The organism is Aminiphilus circumscriptus DSM 16581, from assembly GCF_000526375.1.
Lineage (GTDB): Bacteria > Synergistota > Synergistia > Synergistales > Aminiphilaceae > Aminiphilus > Aminiphilus circumscriptus.
Genome location: NZ_JAFY01000002.1, coordinates 797,037 through 815,425, shown reverse-complemented (window position 1 = coordinate 815,425; position 18,389 = coordinate 797,037). Strand labels below are relative to the sequence as shown.

Sequence of the window (18,389 nt, the reverse complement as noted above, 5' to 3'; positions counted from 1 at the left end):
CTCCTTCGGGATGTCCGATTCCGTTATCGACGATGTCATATCTGTCCCCACGCGTTTCGGGGAAAAAATTCCTCCCTACCCGCGCAGACGTTTCTCCGTTTTCCGCCCTACTATTCCGCGTTCTTCGTGACATTCCCCCGCGCTTCTTTTCTTCAGCGCGACAACAGTCTGAGCACTCCGGCGTCGGCATCCAGCTCAATCGTTTGTCCATCCTTGAGCGTTTCGAAAAAAGAATCCTCTACCGCATAGACCGACGGAATTTCCATGATGAGCAGCGCCGACACGAAAACCGGATCGGGGTTCCGCAAAACGACTCCCACCGGGCCCTTTCCATGCTTCGTGATTTTGAAAAGGCCGTCCATCTGCACGACGGAACTCCCTTTTCCCGCATGAGCGACGAGAATCGTCCCCTCCATGGACCGCCCCTCCAGGGCATGTCCCTTTTCCACCACGACACCGGTTTCGGGTTCCACGAGATAGAAACAAACCGCCTCGTCGCTGACCAGTGCGGGACCGCTGCAACGTCCTCCCGAAATGGGAGAACACGCGAACGAACAGGAACCGCTCATTCCATCACCTCCCCCACCAGAGCAGCCTCTATGGCTTTTTCAAGGGGCCGTACCTTGAATGCGATCTTCCTGATTTCGTTGTAATAGGCGCATTTGGGAGAATCCGTCACGGCGGACTTTCCGTAGTAGGGATACCAGCAGGGCGGAACATCGATGCAGGTGTCGGTGATGATGTGCCCTCCGGCACGGGTGATGGTATCGAGGTACCCCATGCGATCCGCGAGCTCTCTCGTCAATGAGCTTGTGAGGATCCAGACATCGACGGCGAATCGTTTTCCCTCAGCAATTCGGGCGATGTCGCCCACCTGCCTGATCGTCAGATGAGGACAGCCGAACATAGCAAAATCGATTTTTCCGGGAGCTCCGCAGATTTTCCTCCGCACGTTCTCGATATCGTCCTTCGTGATCGTGACGCGATACTTGGGGGCCTTTCCCCCGAAAGCAGCAGCGAGATCTGGGGCTTCCGGGGTGATTCCCACGAAGTGGTACATCGCCACAGATCCCGATGTATTGAGCTCCGCCCCAAAATTCATGAACCCTTCCGGCGTAGGGCGTTCCTCAATACCGACAAAGGCAGGAACTTCCGGGCCGGGGTGTTTCAGGGGATAACACCAGCCGAGGAGTTGATAGTCGAAATCGGTACGAATATCCGCCTTCACCTCGACCAAGACTTCGGCCAGGCGGTTTTCGTCGAGAAGAAGGCCGTACTCGGGCACGAGCCCGGTGATGGCCGCGCAGAGCGCGCTCTGGGACGATTCTCTGTTGGATCTGGCGCCGAATACGGAGTTCACGTACGGCGTCGCGCTCGATTCGGAAAAGGCGATCACTTCCCCAAAGGAAGGCACATTCTGCTGCAGATAGGGTGTACAACTGAAGCTGAGAACAGCTCCTATTTTCCGATAGGCTGTGTTCGTCGCCGACACGATGTCCATGCCGGCCTTCGGAATCTCCACAAGATGCCTGTTCAGATATGCCAGATTGATACTGGGATTGACAGTGGGAGGAATTTTGCATTTCCCTCCGAGCCCAACCAGTTTCTCGACAAACCAGAGATCCGCGTCCTGAGCGCTCAGCGCCACATGAGCCCGCGTGATGGGAACCATGCGCTTTGCTCCGAACACTCTGCCCACACCAGCCTGAATACGCATGGCGTATTCCACGGCTCTTCCATGTTTTCCCGCCAACATTTTCTCTTGCTCCTCCGTCAATCTCATTTTTCACCGACCTTTCACTATATAAAATAGATTAATCTAAAAGACCATTTATTTATAATTATACAAGCTGTATTATGAACTATACAAAAAATTTATAACATTTTCCTCAGATGATACCGATTATTGAATTCAATATGTGCACGCAATGCGCCCTTGAGTCCCTCCGCGTCCTTCATCTCGAGAAAACGAAGAATGTCCATGTGCTGGTGAATCGTGTCCTCGACGTACTCCTGCGTTTTCCAAGATGCAAAAACGTAACGTAGGATCTGAAAACGCAACACGTTGAGAAAATTCCGGAGTCGGTTGTTCTTGCAATGATTGAGGATAACACCATGGAGATTGGTATCCGCTTCCGAAAGGTGTTCCGGCGACAGTTCCTCACCTTTTCCGATCCGCTCGAGAAAATGTTCCCAAATGGAACGCTGGTGTCGAATCTCTTCCTGCGTGATGCTTTCGAGTGCCGTTTCCGCAGCCAATGGCTCCAGAACCATCCGAAGATCGTTGATCTCCTTGATATCCTCCACAGTCATCTCTGCGACGATCGCTCCACGACCAGGAATGATCTTGAGCAATCCTTCCTGATCGAGCTGACTGATCGCTTCACGCACAGGAGTCCGGCTGATGCCGAGCATTTCTCCGAGACGGACCTCGCTGAGAGGCTCGCCCGGCTCGAAGACATTGCCGATGATCATATCCCGTATCGCCTCCGCAGCTCTTTCGGCAAGACGGGGATGGTTCTTTTTCTGCTGTTGCAGCAAGCTGGAAAAATCTTTGATTTCAATCATTCCAAGGTTCTCCTCGTCGGAAACATTTCGCTCTTGTCATAATACTCTCTGTATTATGACTGTCAAGACCAATAACAAAAGAGCAACGCACTCCATTCACTGTAAAACGTCGTTTCCGATCTCTGTCATGGCCGTAAAAAACGGCGTTCATTTACCTTGGAAAACCCCTTTCGCTTCTTTCCTTGTGCCCCATGTCCCGAACAGCATCATGCTCTTCACGCCCCGTCGGAAATTCTTTCCATAATAAAAATCCCATGAAAAACATCGTCCGCAGATGCGAAAAATCATCACCTCTATCCGGAGGGAACACATTTTCAGCTGTGGGGAACATTGTGCAAAAAGGTCGTTATGGCATTCGGCAACCGTTAGCGGCGATTCTCCGCCTTTTCCAGGGAGCTCCTTTTTATGTCCGAGCAACAGAGCCATGTCGAGACGACGGCACGCCTGCCTCGATTCCATTATCCCAGCGGGCCAATCACCCGCTCTATCGCGTCAACAAGTTCTCCGCTCCCGATCATCGCAGATGCGGCGGCCTGATCCTCAAAAAAGACTCTGTCTTCCTGCAGAAAATCGATCTTCTCACGCAACAGCCCGTATGCCGGAGCAGTTCCTTTTCCCGCCGCAAAACCCGGCCTCAGGTCCGCCGCCTGCGCGGCAGCCATCCATTCGATACCCAGCACGGCCTCCACATGCTCCACGATCTGCCGTGCCTTTCTGGCGGCAATGGTTCCCATACTGACGTGATCCTCCTGGCCCGCCGACGTGGGAATCGAATCCACGCTGGCCGGATGAGCGAGGACCTTGTTCTCCGAGACAAGAGCCGCCGCCGCATATTGCGGCACCATGAAACCACAGTTGAGGCCACCTTCTTCAACAAGAAAGGCGGGCAGGCCGTGATTGTGTGCGGGATCCACCAGCTTGGCAATCCGCCTTTCCGAGAGATTTCCCAATTCGGCCACGGCAATGCCGAGCGCATCCATGGCAATCGCGACGGGCTCTCCGTGGAAATTTCCTCCGGACAGCACCTCGCCGTTTTCGAAAACCAGCGGATTGTCCGTTACGGCATTCATTTCTACCTCCACAACCTGGCGGACATACGTCACGGCCGCTCGACAGGCTCCGTGAACCTGAGGAATGCATCGCAAAGAATAGGCATCCTGCATTCTCAGTTCTCCCTGCCTGGAAACGTACTCGCTTTCCTTAAGTAGTCTCCGGAGATTTTCAGCACTTACGCACTGCCCCTGTTGTCCGCGGATTTCGTGAATCCTCGCGTCGAAAGCATCTGCGATGCCCCGCAACCCTTCCACCGTCAGCGCGGCGATAATGTCCGCGCATTTCATGAGATTTTCGGCCTCACACAGCGCAAACGCCGCGATGGATGTCATCACGGGCGTTCCGTTGATCAGCGCCAGCCCCTCCTTCGCTTTGAGCCGCACCAACGGCACACCCGCACGACGCATGGCTTCGGCTCCAGAAAGAAGGGCTCCACCGTACACAGCGTACCCCTCTCCGATCATGGGAAGCACCATATGCGCCAAGGGACAGAGATCTCCGCTGGCGCCCACGGATCCTTTTTCCGGAATGACCGGCGTTACCCGCTTATTCAGCATTTCCGCCAGAGCCGACACAATCTCGGGTCTCGCACCCGAGTATCCTTTTACTAGAGCGTTGACCCGCAGGAGCATCACACCCCGGACGATCTCCTCCAAAAGGGGATTGCCGACACCGACTGCATCCGCTCTGATCAGATTGATCTGCAACGCGCTCAATTGTTCCTCGGAAATCGAAACATCTGCAAACCTGCCAAATCCCGTGTTGATCCCGTACATGGGAACACCTGCCATAAGGTGCTCCTCCACGATTTCTCTCGAACGGCGCACCTTATTCATGGCGTGCTCCGTGATGATCACCGCTGCTCCGTCTCTCGCGACGGCGAGAAAATCTCGAAATGAAAGAGGTCTTTCTCCCAACTCCACGCTCCGCTCCACTTTGAAGCCCCCTCCGCAACGTTTTCTCCCAAGCAGGGGAAAGAAGCCTCCGCGCTTTTCCGTGCAACGCGAAATTCCTTCTCCGTCGGCAACAGCCCGTTTTCTCATCCGAAACACGCGCTTCTCTCCGACAACAGATACGGTTGGTCTCACTACGAGAACACGCGATTTTTGCACATTTTTATAATACTGCCTGTATACTGCCTTGTCCACGCGTCATCTTCGCCCTCTTCTATCTATTTCACCGCCGGGTTCCGGCATCCCGCTTTTTTCACATCGCGCCTTCAATACTCCACCCATGTCACCACAGTTCCGCAATCAGCATGATCACCATCAAAACAGAACTTGTCCCGTACATTTTCCCGCCGGGCAAAAGCCGAAGGAAAACATCCCCCCAGCGGAAACGGAATTTCCTCACGCAACAATCCCCAAACAATCGATTATAATGCTAACATATCTCCCAACAGCAACCGAGGAGGTATCAAAACATGAGGAAGCCCTGAATAAAGACCTTTCGCTTTCCCTTGACTCGGGTCGCATCAGGCTCTGCGAGGCGCCCTGCGGGGCTGACATAGTCTTATTCAGAGATTCCATAAAAACATCTTTTCACTTTCTTCAAACACACTTGCCGTTGCGGAACACTCACGAAGACACACCCCCACGCCGCAGAAACGAAACCTGCTTTCACCACAGGTCGCTGCGAGGCTTTTTACAGATATCGTTACATCAAAAACAATGCGACGCGCCTTTTCGGGAATGCTCAAAGGAGTTTTTACCGGGCGAACCCCTCTCTGTGGGGGATTTTCATTTCGAGGAGGAAATAGACCATGAAGACCCTTCGCGGACGCCTCATCGGCACGTTCCTGATCCTCTCCCTCAGCGCTCTCGGCATCTTGGGTTATATCGCCGTGGATCGGTCCCGACAGGCACTCATGGATGCGGCAAAAAAGGAAGGTCTCGCCCTGGCGGACACGGCGGCGATAAAAATAGACACACTCGTCCGACAACTGCAATTCTTGTTGGAATCCCAGGCGCAACGTCTGGAAATCAGGGGAATGAACTGGGAACTGCAAAAAGCGACGCTCGCGGAAGCAACAAAGGGCGTCGGATTTCTGGATGTTTTCATTATAGACCCCACCGGGCAAGGTCGCTCTATATCCGGAAAAACGGGCGATTATGCGAACCGATCCTATTTCAAGGCTGTCATGGAGACAAAAAAAACCTCTATAAGTGAGCCGCTCATCTCAAAGTCCACGGGACAGAGCGTCGTGGCTTTCGCCGTGCCCGTGATCGGCTACGGCGAAGACCCCGTGGCCGTTCTCATGAGCACCGTGCGCACCGAGGATCTTACGGCCTTCGTCGCATCCATGACCTGGGGGAAAACCGGCTACGCTTTCATCGCGGACAAGGGAGGCATCGTCACTGCCCATCCCAACAAGGAACTCGTGGGAAATCTGAACATCTCCGAGGCGGGAGAGCTCGTCCCCGCTCCGCTTGCTCAAGGCGTGCGGAAAGCGCTTGAAGGCGCGGGAGGACTTGTGGAATATACTTTTAAAGACACCGAGTACATCGCTGCCTACGCGCCCATTTCAACCTCGGGCTGGGCATTGGTTCTGCAAGCCCCCGCCAAGGAAATTCTGGCCCCCGTACAGTCCCTCAAGACCTCCATCCTGGTCGCCCTGGGCATCCTGATTCTTCTCGTGGTCGGCGCATCCGTCTGGCTGAGCGGCAGCATCGCCACCCCCATCCGCTCGGTCGCCGAGGGAATGCGGCGCGTCGCTGCGGGAGACCTCACAACCCGCATCGACACCCGCTCCTCCCTCCGGGAAGTGCGCGACCTCGTGGAAGCCATCAACAACACTATCGACGCCGTTTCCGACTCCGTAAGGGCCATTCTCGACACCTCCGGCACCCTCCTCGCCAAGGCGGAGGACATGAGTGCCGCATCGGAGGAGGTCACCGCAGGCATCACCGAGGTGGCATCCATGACAAATCGCGTGAACTCCAACACCCAGGACACAGCCGCAGCCATCGAAGAGGCCAACGCTGGGGTGAGCGAAGTCTCCCTGAGTGCCCAGGCGGGGGCCAAGGCCGCGGCCGAGACGGGTGAGCAGGCCCGGGCCATCTCTCTCGCGGCGGAACGCGGAGGCCGCGCCATCGAGGAAATGACCCTGTTCATCAAGGACATGTCCGTCGCCGGTGAAACCGTGGGCATCGCCATCAAGGACCTCGCCGCGTCGGTGGGACAGATCTCCGGTTTTGTCACAACCATCACGCAGATCGCGGACCAGACGAACCTGCTGGCCCTCAACGCCGCCATCGAGGCGGCCCGGGCGGGCGAGGCGGGGCGCGGTTTTGCCGTGGTCGCCGAGGAAGTGCGAAAATTAGCGGAGGAATCGAACCGGGCCGCGTCTCAGGTGAGTGCTCTCATCGGGGACGTGACCGCAAAGACGAAGGGGGCCACGGAGAACACCCAACGTTCGTCGGAGCAACTCAGTGCCATGGTGAGCAAGACTGCCGAAACCAGGGAGGTCATCCTCGACGTGGTCTCCAAGGTTGCGGCTATTTCGGAGAACGTCCAGTCCATCGCCGCCACCATGCAGGAACAATCCGCCAGCGCCGAGGAGATGACTGCGGGAATGGATCAGGTCTCCCGTTCCGGACAGGAAGTGGCGGAACAGACAAATCGCATCGTCCAGACGATGGAAGAGCAAAAGAAAGCGGTGGAATCCCTCGCGCTCATCTCGGAGGAACTCCTCGCTCTGAGCGGGAGGCTCCAGAATGCGGCGGCGGTCTTCACCGTCGCCCGGGAAAAGAGCGTGACACTGGTCGCAAAATAGCTCTTCTCCGAAATACCCGAACATACGCGTTCTCTCCTGTCGGGCCAGTCCAAAGGCGCTTCCGTGTCGGCCCGGCAGGAAGGGAATCGGATCGTCCGTCAAGTTCCGTCTCGCACCACATCGACGACCGGCAGGGACATACATGTCGAAATCCACAAGGCATAGACGGAATCCGGCCGCTACTTCAACATAGAAACATAGGCCTGTCGATCGAACACAAAAAAACACTCCCAGAAAAGTGCCTCGGATAGCGCACTTCGGCGGAGGTCTATCGGGAGCTGGCTCCATTTCCGTTGCGTTTGACGTGACAATCCAAGCAGAATTTGACGGACACAACTCACTCGAACGCCACAGCGGCCTTTTCGAACACTCCGATGTCCATGACTCACCGTTTTCCCTCAGAGCGAACTGCGCTATACTTCAAAAAACGCCCTCCCCGCGATTCTCCTGTGCGGGCGTTTCGCCGTCCTCTTCGTGTCCACATTTCGGAGCGCGATGCGATACCCTTTTCAAGGGAGGATCTTCTCCATGAACCGCACTGAATTTCTTTCATGTTCGCCACTTCTTCCGCTCCTCGTTTTTTTTCGCTGTTTTCTCCGTTGCTTCTTTCTTCCGGTCCTCCTCGGCCCGGCACTTCTTCTCTCCGCGATGCCCGCGCTCGGAGACGGAACGGAAGCTCCGGTGGAGCGACTCCTTGAGGCACACCTGAAGTCCCGAACCGGGGCCGAGGACGTGACGGTGGTGCTCGAGGGCGGAGACGCACGGATCCGCAAAGGCTACGCACCCAAGCTCTATCTGTGTCTCACGGGAATACGCATGGAGGGAACGCGCATCGACAAGCTTCTGGTGAACCTGGAGGGAGTTCGCTATGTTCCCGACGGGAAGGGGCTACGGATCGACTCCTTCGAGAAGGCCCTCGTCACGGGGAGCCTTCTCGTGGAGGATTTCGCCCGCAGCGTCGCCGCGTCCTTTCCGAATCTGAAGGAACCGGAGGTTGTGCTGGAAGGAGGAAAAGTGACGGTGAAGGGCGTCTATTCCAGGGAAGGAGGGCTCGTGAAGCTCCGTTCCCTCATGCGCTTCACGGGGTCCTATCGGATCGACCCCGCAACAGGAACGGCGCATTACGAGATCACCGAAGCCACGGGAGACAACGCTCTCGTGTCCAAGGCGGACGTGGCGAAAGCGCTTTCCTCCAAGTCCCCGAAAATCTCCCTGTCGTCCTTCTTCGTGAAACAGCGGATTCGGGAAATTCGGGTGGACAAGGGAATGCTCTGGTTCTCCTCCGGCTCGGGCGTTCCCTATTGACGGTTCCCCGTCCGCTCTTTTCGGAGATTCGCCGAAAAAAAGCTCCCGTCAGGCGTCCCGGCTCCGCCCCTTGCGGTAGTACCCCTTCAGCGCCAGGTCGAGGAGCACCGCCCCAATGAAGATGAGCCCTTTCAGAGACTGCTGCACGTAGCTGGAGAGTTCCAAAAGTCGCAGGCCGTTGTCGAGAAAGCCCATGACGAGGACCCCTGCCACGGTCCCTCCCATTCCTCCCACACCGCCGAAGAGACTCGTCCCGCCCAACACCACCGCGGCGATGACGTCCAGCTCCAGCCCTATCCCCACGCTGGGCTGAGCGCTCCAGAGCCGCCCCACCATGAGCACCCCCGCAAGACCCGCAAGCGTTCCGGAGATACCGTACACGGCGAGCGTCAGGCGTGGCGCGGAAAGCCCCGCAAGGCGGGCCGTCTCGGGATTGTCTCCCAGGGCTCGAAGATGAATGCCGAAGGGGGTTCGTCGGAGCAGCACCCAGGCAGCGAGGGCGAGGGCGAGAAAGATCAGCCCGGACAGAGGAAATGGTCCCACGGAAGCCCAGCCGGGGGTGTAGAAGGCCGGAGGGAGGCCGGAAAGGGGATATCCCTGGGTGAGAAGCAGCGTGGTTCCCCGGGCCGCGGCGAGCATGGCCAGGGTGGCCATGAAGGGCGGCACGCCGCCGAAGGCCACGAGCGCTCCCGAGAGCATCCCGCAGACCGTACCGGTGAGCATCGCGACGCTCCAGGCGAGGGGAACGGGAAGTCCCAGCACCTTGCAGGACCAGGCACCCACCGCGCCCGCCAGGGCGAGGACGCTCCCCACAGAAAGATCGATTCCGCCGGAGAGAAGGACGAAGGTCATGCCCACGGCACAGACACCCACGATGGCGGACTGGGCGAGTACGTTCGCCATGTTCCGCCCTTGGAGCACACCGGGTTGAAAAGCCGCGAGAAGGAGCACCACCGCAAGAAGGAGCAGCACGCTCCCCACTCCCTGTTCCCGAAGGCGGAACAGAATGGAGTTTTTTCCTTCAGGCATGGGCGGCACCTCCCGTCGCTGCGGCCATGACACGCTCGCTCAAACGGTCCGGTTCCGCCTCTTTCCGGGAGAACCGGGCGACGCATCGCCCCTCCCGGAAGACGAGGACGGCGTCACTCATGCCCAGTACCTCGGGGAGATCCGAAGAGATCATGAGAATGGCCATTCCCCCGGCTGCCAGATCGTTCATGAGCTGGTGGATCTCCGCCTTTGCACCCACATCCACTCCCCGGGTGGGCTCGTCGAGGACGAGCACCTTCGGGTCAACCGCGAGCCCCTTGGCGATGGCGACCTTCTGCTGGTTTCCACCGCTCAGGGCGAAGACCGGTTCGAAGACACTCCGACAGCGAATTCCGAGGCGTTGCACGAAGGTCTCGGCCAGGTGCGTCACCGCCGCACGGTCCGTAAAGAGTCCTCTGCGGAGCCCCTGAAGAAGCTTCATGGTCGCCACATTGTCCCGAATGGTGCGGTTCAGGAAAAGCCCCTGACGCTTCCGGTCCTCCGGAACGAGGACGATCCCCTTCCGCAGTGCGTCGCCGGGATTTCGGGGCACGAAAGGCGCCCCCTCCACGACGATGCGTCCTCCATCGAACCCGTCCAGCCCCACGAGACAGCGGGCGAGTTCGGTGCGGCCACTGCCCACGAGGCCCGCAATGCCGAGGATCTCCCCACTCCGGAGAGAGAAGGTGATGTCCTTCAGCACGTCTTTCCTGGAAAGTCCCTCCACGCGGAGAAGTTCTTCGCCGGGCTCTCGGAACGTTCTGGGGTAGAGGGTCTCCATGCGCCGCCCCACCATGAGGGAGATCACTTTCTCGGGGTCGAACTCCTTCGCCGGCGCGCTTCCCGCCATCTCCCCGTCCCGGAGGACGGAAATCCGGTCCGCGAGAGCGAAAATCTCCTCCATGCGGTGGGAGATGTAGATGATCCCCACTCCTTTCGCCTTGAGATCCGCCACGACCCGGAAGAGGCTTTCCGTCTCCCGGGCGGAAAGACTCGACGTGGGTTCGTCCATCGCAAGAAGAGAAACATTCTGGGAAAGGGCCTTGGCGATCTCCACGAGCTGCTGTTCGCCCGGCGGAAGCGCTCCGGCGGGGCGCTTCACGTCGATGTCCACCCCGAATCCCGCCACGAGCCGGGCCGCATCATCCCCAAGACGCTTTCGGTCCACGAAAGGACCGCGCCTCGGCTCCCGTCCGAGGTAGATGTTCTCCGCCACGGAAAGGTGCGGAGCGAGGCTCAACTCCTGATGGATGATGCCCACGCCCGCCCGGATGGCATCACCCGGTCCGGCCCAGTGGGCGGGAATCCCCCGGACCAGCAGTTCTCCCTCGTCGGGGGCAACGACACCACCCAGCACCTTGATGAGCGTGGATTTGCCCGCGCCGTTCTCGCCCACGAGGGCATGAAGTTCCCCCTCGCGAAGCGAGAAGGAAATGCCCTTCAGGGCGTGCACGCCGGGATAGCGCTTGTGCACGTTGCGCATGTCCAGCAAGAGGGTCACACCATCGCCTCCAGGTTTCCGGACGTCTCGCTCCGGCTTCCGATCTTCTCGGCGGCTCTTCGCAGAAGGCGCCCCGCGTGCGCCCTGGGGCACGGTGCAAACACGCGGGGCAAAGGGCGAAAGAACGCTTTACTCTTGGAAAGAACGCGTTCTAGAACACGGAATCAGGGTGGTAGTAGTCCGCCGCGTTTTCCTTCGTCACCAGCTCCGCCGCGAGAACGATCCGCACGGGAAGCTTCTTCTGGTAGAACCCCTCGAAGGTCTTCCCCTGCACACCGAGCACACCCAGGGAGACCGCGGTGGCGCACACGTCGGGAGGATAGGTCACATTGGCCCGGACGAGGGGATCCCCGTCCATGATCCGCTTCACGATGTCCTTGGCGCAGGCGCCGCCGAGGAAAATGCTGATGTCCTTGCGGCCGGATTCCTTGTAGGCCTGAAGGGCTCCCTTCAGCATGTCATCGTCGGCGGTGTAGACCGCATCGATCTTGGGATACTTCTGGAGATAGTTCTCCATGACCTCCAGGGCCTTCTGCTGGTTCCAGTGACCGGGCTGGCTGTCGAGGATCTTGATGTCGGGATACTTTGCGGCGACCTGCTTCATGGTCTCGACGCGGACCGTGTTGATGGGCGTGGGAATACCCTCGATGAGGACGATGTTCCCCTTGTAGCCCAGCTCCTTGCAGATCCACTCCATGCCGGTCCGGGCATATCCCTCGTCATCGTTGGAGAGATAGACGTCGTACACGGGCTTGGAGACGCCCCGGTCGAGGACGACCACGTAGATGCCCTTCTCGTAGGCTTTCTCGACGGCGCTGGTGACGGAGGCGTCGAAGGGAAACACCACAAGGGCATCCACACCCTTGACGATCAGGTCCTCGATGTCCGCGGCCTGTTTCGTCACATTGTCGGCGGTGACGAAGAGAAATTCCAGATTGGGATCCTTCTTCTGCCAGTCCTCGATGGCCTTCTTGGCCCACCAGTTCGCACCGCCCATGAAGCCGTGGGTGGCGGTGGGCATGGTGACGCCGATCTTGATGGCCGCGTCGGCGAAGGCCACACTCCCCAGAAGCATGACGACCACGAGGACTGCCGCGAGCAGAGTCTTTCTCATGAGTCTCTTCCTCCTTCCGTAAGAAAACGCGTTTCGTTCCCTGCGGAACGTCTCCGGACACGCCCGACGGGGCGAAGATCCGAATCCCCGAAGCACATCGTGTATTTCCTCTCGTCTCCGTGCCGGGCCACACCTCCTTCGCCGTACATGTTCCTCGGAAAAACACCCGCTTTCCCCCGCGTATCGGGCGGCATCGGCAAGACGACGCGTCCCCTCAGTTTTTCTGTCTCTGGATGTACACGGCGGCGATGATCACCAGCCCCTTCACGGTTCCCTGAAGATAGGGGGAGATGCCCACCATGTTCAGCATGTTGTTGATGACTCCCAGGGTCACCGCCCCCACCACGGTTCCCCACACGGTGCCCCGCCCTCCCGTCATCGCCGTGCCACCGATGATGACCGCGGCGATCGCGTCGAGTTCAAAACCGAGCCCCGTGTTGGAGGAACTCACCGCGTTGAAACGGCTCGCGAGAAGCGCTGAGGAGATGCCCACCATGGCACCGTTGATCGCATAGGCGAAAAAGCGAATTCTGTCCACGTCGATGGCGGAGTAGAGAGCCACTTTTTCGTTGCCTCCCACGGCGCGGAGGTGACGCCCGTACTTCGTGTCGTTCAGGAGGACGCTCAGGAAAGCCGCCAGAATCAGGAAAACCCACACGGGAACGGGAAGAAGCAGAAAGGAGCCGGCGGCGAAATCTCCGAAGAGCGCGTTCCGCGAGGAGAATTCCCCTGCGTTTCCCATGTAGAGCGTAAGGGAACGAAAGAGCGCCATCGTACCCAGCGTGACGATGAAGGGAGCGATACGCCCCTTGGTGATGAGGAGGCCGTTCACCGCCCCGGCAAGGAACCCCGCCCCCACGGCGACGACACAGGCAAGGAGCACCGCGGTCCCCGCACCGAGGGCCTGGACGGCCGGGGTGTTCACCGTGAGAATCGCCAAGGCGCCAACGAAGGCCACCACAGAGCCCACGGAGAGATCGATGCCGCCGGAGATGATGACCAAGGTCATGCCCAGGGCGATGATTCCCGTGTACGAGACCTGACGGAAAATATTCACCAGGTTCTGCACCTGGAGAAAATAAGGGCTGAGAAAGGCGGAGATGGTTCCCAGAAGCAGCAGGGCAAAAAGCGGCGCGTAACGCTGGAACTCAATCCGTTTCAGTCGCTGGATCCAGTTTGCGGGCGCCTCCTGCGGCGGATTCTGCCGTGTCCCGTCGTTCATCCTGTCCTCGCCTCCTCGCGAATGCCCGTGGCATGGAACATGATCTCTTCCTCGGTGAGGGACTCTCCTTCGAGAACGCCCGCAATCCGTCCGTCCCGCATGACCACCACGCGATGACACAGCCCGAGCAACTCTTCCTGCTCCGACGAGATGACGATGCAGGAAACACCCGATGCAGCGAGGTCAGCGATGAAACGGTACATTTCCTGCTTCGCCGAGACGTCGATGCCCCGGGTCGGCTCGTCGGCGATGAGCACCCTCGGATGGGTGTCGAGACTCTTCGCCATGGAGACCTTCTGCTGATTGCCGCCGCTCAGGAACTCCAGCCGGGCGTCGAGAGAAGGGGCGCGGATGTTGAACAGATCCCGGTAGTGAGAGGCGCTCCGGCGCTCCCTGCTCTTGTCGAGCAGGCCGAAGAAGCTCCCGGCACCCCCGAGAAGAGGCCGCACGTAGTTCCCCAGAGAGACGAGCGTCACGTTCTCCGTGACGGAAAAACCCGTGAGGATGCCGCTTCCCTGCCGGTCCTCGGAGAGATAACTCACACCGGCCCTCACCGCATCCTCGGGGGAGCGAACCTTCAGCGGCGTGCCGCCGAGGAGGACCTCCCCCTCGTCGGCCCTCCGCAACCCCATGATGGTCTCCGCCACCTCGGTGCGCCCCGCGCCGACGAGACCTCCGAACCCGAGCACCTCGCCGGGGGCGAGGGAGAAGGACACGTTCCTCAGCAGGCCTCGCACGGACAGGTTGCGCACCTCCAGAGCGGGCACCTGATCGGGGTGGGGGAGGCGCTTCGGGGGGAAAATCTGGGACAGCTCACGCCCCACCATGCGGGAGGCCATTTCCTCGAGGGACATCTCCGCGGCGGGCTTCTCGCAGACGAACTCCCCGTCGCGGAGGATGAGAACACGATCGCAGATGGCCTTGATCTCCTTGAGCTTGTGGGAGATGTAGATGATGCTCATGCCCCTTTCCTTCAGGCGCCGCATGAGCCGGAAGAGAATCTGCACCTCGTGGGAAGTGAGCACCGTGGTGGGCTCGTCCATGATGAGCAACTCCGCCTCGAAGGCGAGGGCCTTGGCGATCTCCACGAGCTGTTTCTGCGCCGCGGAGAGATTCGCAATGCGCTCCGTCGGGGAGATGTCCGCTCCCAGCTCCGCCAGAAGTTCCGCCGTGCGGCGCTGCATCTGCTTCTTGGAGAGCATGCCCAGGGGACCGTGCAGTTCCGCCCCGAGAAAAACGTTGTCGTAGACGCAAAGGTCTTTCACCAGGTTGAACTCCTGGGGGATGAGACTGATCCCTCCGCTCCGGGCCTCCGCGGGAGTCCGGAAGCAGACCCTTTGTCCCCGTGAACGGATCTCCCCCGAGGTGGGCTGATGGATTCCTCCGAGGATCTTCATGAGGGTGGACTTGCCCGCGCCGTTTTCCCCGATGACGGCCAGGATTTCCCCTCGCCGGAGAGAGAGATCGATGTTCCGGAGCACCGGCACGGAGGAAAAGGATTTGCAGATTCCCCGCATTTCGAGAAAGCCGTCGTCCACGACGCTCCCGCCTTTCACGAGGTTCAGTTTTCCATGCTCCCGTCGAAGGCCACCGAAGAGGGGGCGAAATTCATTCTGCGGACAAAGGCAAGGGACTCCCGGGCACCGAACTCCCGCTCCATGCCGTTGTCCTCCCATTCCACCGAAAGAGGCCCCTGATAGCCCACGGCGTTCAGCTCCCGGATGACGGCGTCGAAATCCACATGACCGTGCCCGAGGGAGCGGAAGTTCCACCCCCGCCGCAGATCGCCGAAGGGAAGATGGGAACCGAGGATGCCGCTCCTGCCATCCAGGGTGATCGCCACGTCCTTCATGTGCACGTGGTAGATGCGGGAGGCGAAGTCGCGGAGAAAAAGCTCCGGGCGCATGCCCTGCCAGAAGAGATGACTCGGATCGAAGTTGAAACCCAGGGTGGGCCGCTCGCCGAAGACCTCCAGCAGTCTTTTTGCGGTGTAGAAATCGAAGGCGATCTCCGTGGGATGCACCTCGAGGGCGAAGCGCACACCCGCCCGGTCGAATTCGTCGAGGATGGGCGTCCAGCGCTCCAGAATCGTCCGGTACCCCTCCTCGAGCATCCTCTCCGTGGTGGGAGGAAAGGAATACCAGTAGCGCCAGACGGGGGACCCCATGAAACAGGTCACCACGCCACACCCCATGGCCTTCGCCGCCCAGGGGACGATCTTCATCTCCTCCACCGCCCAGGCCCGGATCTTTTCCGGGTCTCCTTTACAGGATGCGGGCGCGAAGGTGTCGAGCCGCTCGTCCCATGCATCTCCCACGCACTGCCCCGTCAGATGGGCGCCGAGGGCCCAGCAACCGAGCTTGTGCTCTTCGAGAATCTCCCTGTGCCGTCGCAGATACGCTCCATTCTCCGCGGCCTGCCGCACATCGAGATGATCTCCCCAGCAGGCGATTTCGAGCCCATCGTAGCCGATCTCCGCCATTTTGGTGCAGAGGACGCTGAAGGAAAGATCCGCCCACTGTCCCGTGAAGATGGTTACCGGTCTCGCCATGTGTGCGCCACCTCCCTCTTTCGCAAACGCTAAAAATCGAGCCGGAGACCGCCTCCAGCACTGCTCTCGAGACACCTTTCCACGAAGCGGACACCCCGGGCCCCCTCGGCGATGCCCGGATAGTCCGGGGTGGGCTCGGAAGGATCTCGCAGATGCGCCAGAAAAGCCCGATAGATGTTGGCGAAGGCTTCGTAATACCCCTCGGGGTGTCCCCCGGGAATCCGTGAGAAACCCAGGGCCTCCGCCGAAAGGGAGTCCCGGCCCCGGGAGAGAAGCTGCACGGGCTGTCCCAGACGAGCCACCTGAAGGACATTGGGATTTTCCTGTTCCCAGGCGAGCGATCCCTTTTCGCAGAGAACCCGGAGCTTCAATCCGTTCGCGCTGCCCACCGCGACCTGGGAGAACCAATAGAGCCCCTTCGCACCCCCCGCGTACTCGACGAGCACCGTGGCGTTGTCGTCCACGGCACGCCCCTCCACGAACGTGTCCAGCCGCGCGCTGAGGCTGCGCATCTCCAATCCTGTGACATAGGATACCAGATGTTCCACGTGGGTACCGATGTCCCCAGTGCTTCCCGCTCCGGCCTGGGACGGGTCCGTCCGCCACGAGGCCTGACGGTTCCCCTCCCGCTCCAGAGGAAGGGTCAGCCATTCCTGGGCGTATTCGGCGTTCACGAAACGCACGGAACCGAGTTCCCCCGACCGGAGAAGCGCCCGGGCCTCCTTCACCATGGGATATCCCGAATAGGTGTAGGTGACGCAGAAGGGGAGCTTCTTCGCTGCCACACGACGCACCAGGTCCGCCGCATCCCGGGAGTTCGTGACCAGCGGCTTGTCGCAGACCACGGGAATGCCCGCGTCGAGAAACGCCGCAGCGATGGCATGGTGCGATGCATTCGGAGTCACCACCACCACGAAATCGATCCGATCCTTCCGGGCCGCCTCGCCGCCTGCCATGGCCGCGGGAGTTTCGTAGAGCCGCTCCTCGTCGAGCCCCAGCGAAAGTCCTCTCGACCGGGTAATAGCGGGGTTGCGGGAAAAGCACCCCGCAACGAGCCGGGCCCCCCCCTCCAGGGCGATGGCCCGGCGATGCACATCGCCGATAAAGGCGCCTTCGCCTCCCCCCACCATGCCGTAGGTAAGTGTCTTTTCCATAGGTGCCTCCTTCCGCGTCGCGGCATCGTCCGACATGTCCTTCCGAGCCGCGACAGCCCTGCCGCTGACCGCAGGGAGCGGGACAGCACTCCCCGCGGCCCGCGGACGCCGTCTCTCCTCCGGAAGGACCTCAGGCGAAGCCTATTCCTTCACGACAAGCTGCAGGGGAACGGGAATGAACTCCGGAAGCGCCTCTCCTCCGAGGAACGCCACGGCCTTCTCCACACCCATGGCACCCATGAGGGCAGGTTGCTGCGCCACCGTGGCGGCGAGTTTGCCGTCCTTCACCGCCGCCACGGCATCGTCCACCGCATCGAAACCGACGAAGACGATTCCCTTCCGTCCAGCAGCCTCCGCGGCGGCGATGGCGCCGAGGATCATCTCGTCATTGTGAGCGAAGACACCCGCAATGTCCGGCTGAGCCTGCAGAACGTTTTCGAAGACCTTGAGCCCCTTGTCGCGACTGAAATCCGCCGCCTGGGCAGCGACGATCTTGATGCCCGGGAAGGCTGCAACGGCGTCGTTGAATCCCTTGCCTCGATCGCGGGCCGCGGAGGTTCCGGGAATGCCCACGAGTTCCACCACGTTACCCTTTTCTCCAAGGGTCTTGGCGAGGAATTCCCCGGCCATCTTTCCCCCAGCCTCATTGTCGCTCGCGATATGGCAGACGACCTTGCCTCCCGAAGCGCCTCGGTCGATGGTGAACACGGGAATACCCGCCTCGTTCGCCTTGAGAATCGAGGGCGTCACCGCATCGGAATCGGTGGGGTTGACGAGAATGGCGTCCACCTTCTTCTGGATCAGATCCTCCATGGCGGCGGTCATCTTCGCCGAGTCGTCCTGGGCATCGAGAACCACAAGTTTCACTCCCGCCGTCCCCGCCGCCCCCTCGGCACCCTGCTTGAGGCTCACAAAGAAGGGATTGTTCAACGTGGAAATCACGAGACCTATCGTTTTCTCCGCCGCAGCAGCAGGCAGCGCGGCGAGTAGAACCACCACGAACACCGCGAGAAGTTTCCTGAACATCATCGACACCTCCTCAAAGACTTTCGCGGACATTGCCTCCGTCCGCGCCACTCCGCCCGAAAAACCTTCCGGACGCGCTCGACGCAAGACG

At 59.9% G+C, this 18,389-nt stretch carries 14 protein-coding genes; 2 read left to right on the top strand and 12 right to left on the bottom strand.

Annotated elements, in window-relative coordinates; translation table 11 throughout:
* Positions 1-152 precede the first annotated feature (152 nt).
* The 4 genes from K349_RS0104435 to hutH form a co-directional block, all read right to left on the bottom strand.
* Positions 153-569: an aconitase X swivel domain-containing protein gene (locus tag K349_RS0104435; protein WP_026368651.1), complete on the bottom strand. Its 417-nt coding sequence runs from the start codon at positions 567-569 to the stop codon at positions 153-155.
* A complete protein-coding gene (locus tag K349_RS0104430; RefSeq protein WP_026368650.1) occupies positions 566-1,783 on the bottom strand; it encodes an aconitase X catalytic domain-containing protein in 1,218 nt (405 codons plus the stop codon). The genes K349_RS0104435 and K349_RS0104430 overlap by 4 nt, the downstream gene beginning before the upstream one ends.
* Before the next feature lie 92 nt (positions 1,784-1,875).
* Positions 1,876-2,568 (bottom strand): GntR family transcriptional regulator, encoded by a 693-nt coding sequence (locus tag K349_RS16355; RefSeq protein WP_026368649.1) that lies wholly within the window; start codon positions 2,566-2,568, stop codon positions 1,876-1,878.
* Positions 2,569-3,026: 458 nt separating this feature from the next.
* On the bottom strand, positions 3,027-4,556 hold the full coding sequence (gene hutH, locus K349_RS0104420; RefSeq protein ID WP_026368648.1) for a histidine ammonia-lyase: 1,530 nt from the start codon (positions 4,554-4,556) through the stop codon (positions 3,027-3,029).
* Between the two features lie 827 nt (positions 4,557-5,383).
* Between hutH and K349_RS0104415 the strand changes: the two genes are divergently transcribed.
* Both K349_RS0104415 and K349_RS0104410 read left to right on the top strand, forming a co-directional pair.
* Positions 5,384-7,396, top strand: coding sequence for a methyl-accepting chemotaxis protein (locus tag K349_RS0104415; protein WP_026368647.1), 2,013 nt, complete (start codon positions 5,384-5,386; stop codon positions 7,394-7,396).
* 528 nt (positions 7,397-7,924) lie between these two features.
* Positions 7,925-8,701: a hypothetical protein gene (locus tag K349_RS0104410; protein ID WP_026368646.1), complete on the top strand. Its 777-nt coding sequence runs from the start codon at positions 7,925-7,927 to the stop codon at positions 8,699-8,701.
* 48 nt (positions 8,702-8,749) lie between these two features.
* On the opposite strand, the gene K349_RS0104405 is transcribed toward K349_RS0104410, so the two are convergent.
* The 8 genes from K349_RS0104405 to rbsB all read right to left on the bottom strand — a co-directional run bounded on the left by K349_RS0104405 (position 8,750) and on the right by rbsB (position 18,301).
* A complete protein-coding gene (locus K349_RS0104405; protein WP_026368645.1) occupies positions 8,750-9,730 on the bottom strand; it encodes an ABC transporter permease in 981 nt (326 codons plus the stop codon).
* Positions 9,723-11,231 carry a sugar ABC transporter ATP-binding protein gene (locus tag K349_RS0104400; protein ID WP_026368644.1) on the bottom strand — a complete coding sequence of 503 codons (1,509 nt, stop codon included), beginning with the start codon at positions 11,229-11,231 and terminating at the stop codon, positions 9,723-9,725. Before K349_RS0104400 ends, K349_RS0104405 begins: the two co-directional genes overlap by 8 nt.
* A 151-nt stretch (positions 11,232-11,382) precedes the next feature.
* Complete coding sequence (locus K349_RS0104395; protein WP_026368643.1) at positions 11,383-12,345, bottom strand: substrate-binding domain-containing protein; 963 nt, start codon at positions 12,343-12,345, stop codon at positions 11,383-11,385.
* Between the two features lie 214 nt (positions 12,346-12,559).
* The gene (locus tag K349_RS0104385; protein ID WP_026368641.1) at positions 12,560-13,567 is read right to left on the bottom strand and encodes an ABC transporter permease; all 1,008 of its coding nucleotides are present in this window, start codon (positions 13,565-13,567) and stop codon (positions 12,560-12,562) included.
* Positions 13,564-15,105, bottom strand: coding sequence for a sugar ABC transporter ATP-binding protein (locus K349_RS0104380; RefSeq protein WP_026368640.1), 1,542 nt, complete (start codon positions 15,103-15,105; stop codon positions 13,564-13,566). The genes K349_RS0104385 and K349_RS0104380 overlap by 4 nt, the downstream gene beginning before the upstream one ends.
* A gap of 23 nt (positions 15,106-15,128) precedes the next feature.
* Positions 15,129-16,118, bottom strand: a complete 990-nt coding sequence (locus K349_RS0104375) for a sugar phosphate isomerase/epimerase family protein (RefSeq protein WP_026368639.1) — start codon at positions 16,116-16,118, stop codon at positions 15,129-15,131.
* 29 nt (positions 16,119-16,147) lie between these two features.
* On the bottom strand, positions 16,148-17,272 hold the full coding sequence (locus tag K349_RS0104370; protein ID WP_034264245.1) for a Gfo/Idh/MocA family protein: 1,125 nt from the start codon (positions 17,270-17,272) through the stop codon (positions 16,148-16,150).
* A 141-nt stretch (positions 17,273-17,413) separates the two neighbouring features.
* Positions 17,414-18,301 (bottom strand): ribose ABC transporter substrate-binding protein RbsB, encoded by an 888-nt coding sequence (rbsB, locus tag K349_RS0104365; RefSeq protein WP_211240323.1) that lies wholly within the window; start codon positions 18,299-18,301, stop codon positions 17,414-17,416.
* Between the last annotated feature and the right edge of the window lie 88 nt (positions 18,302-18,389).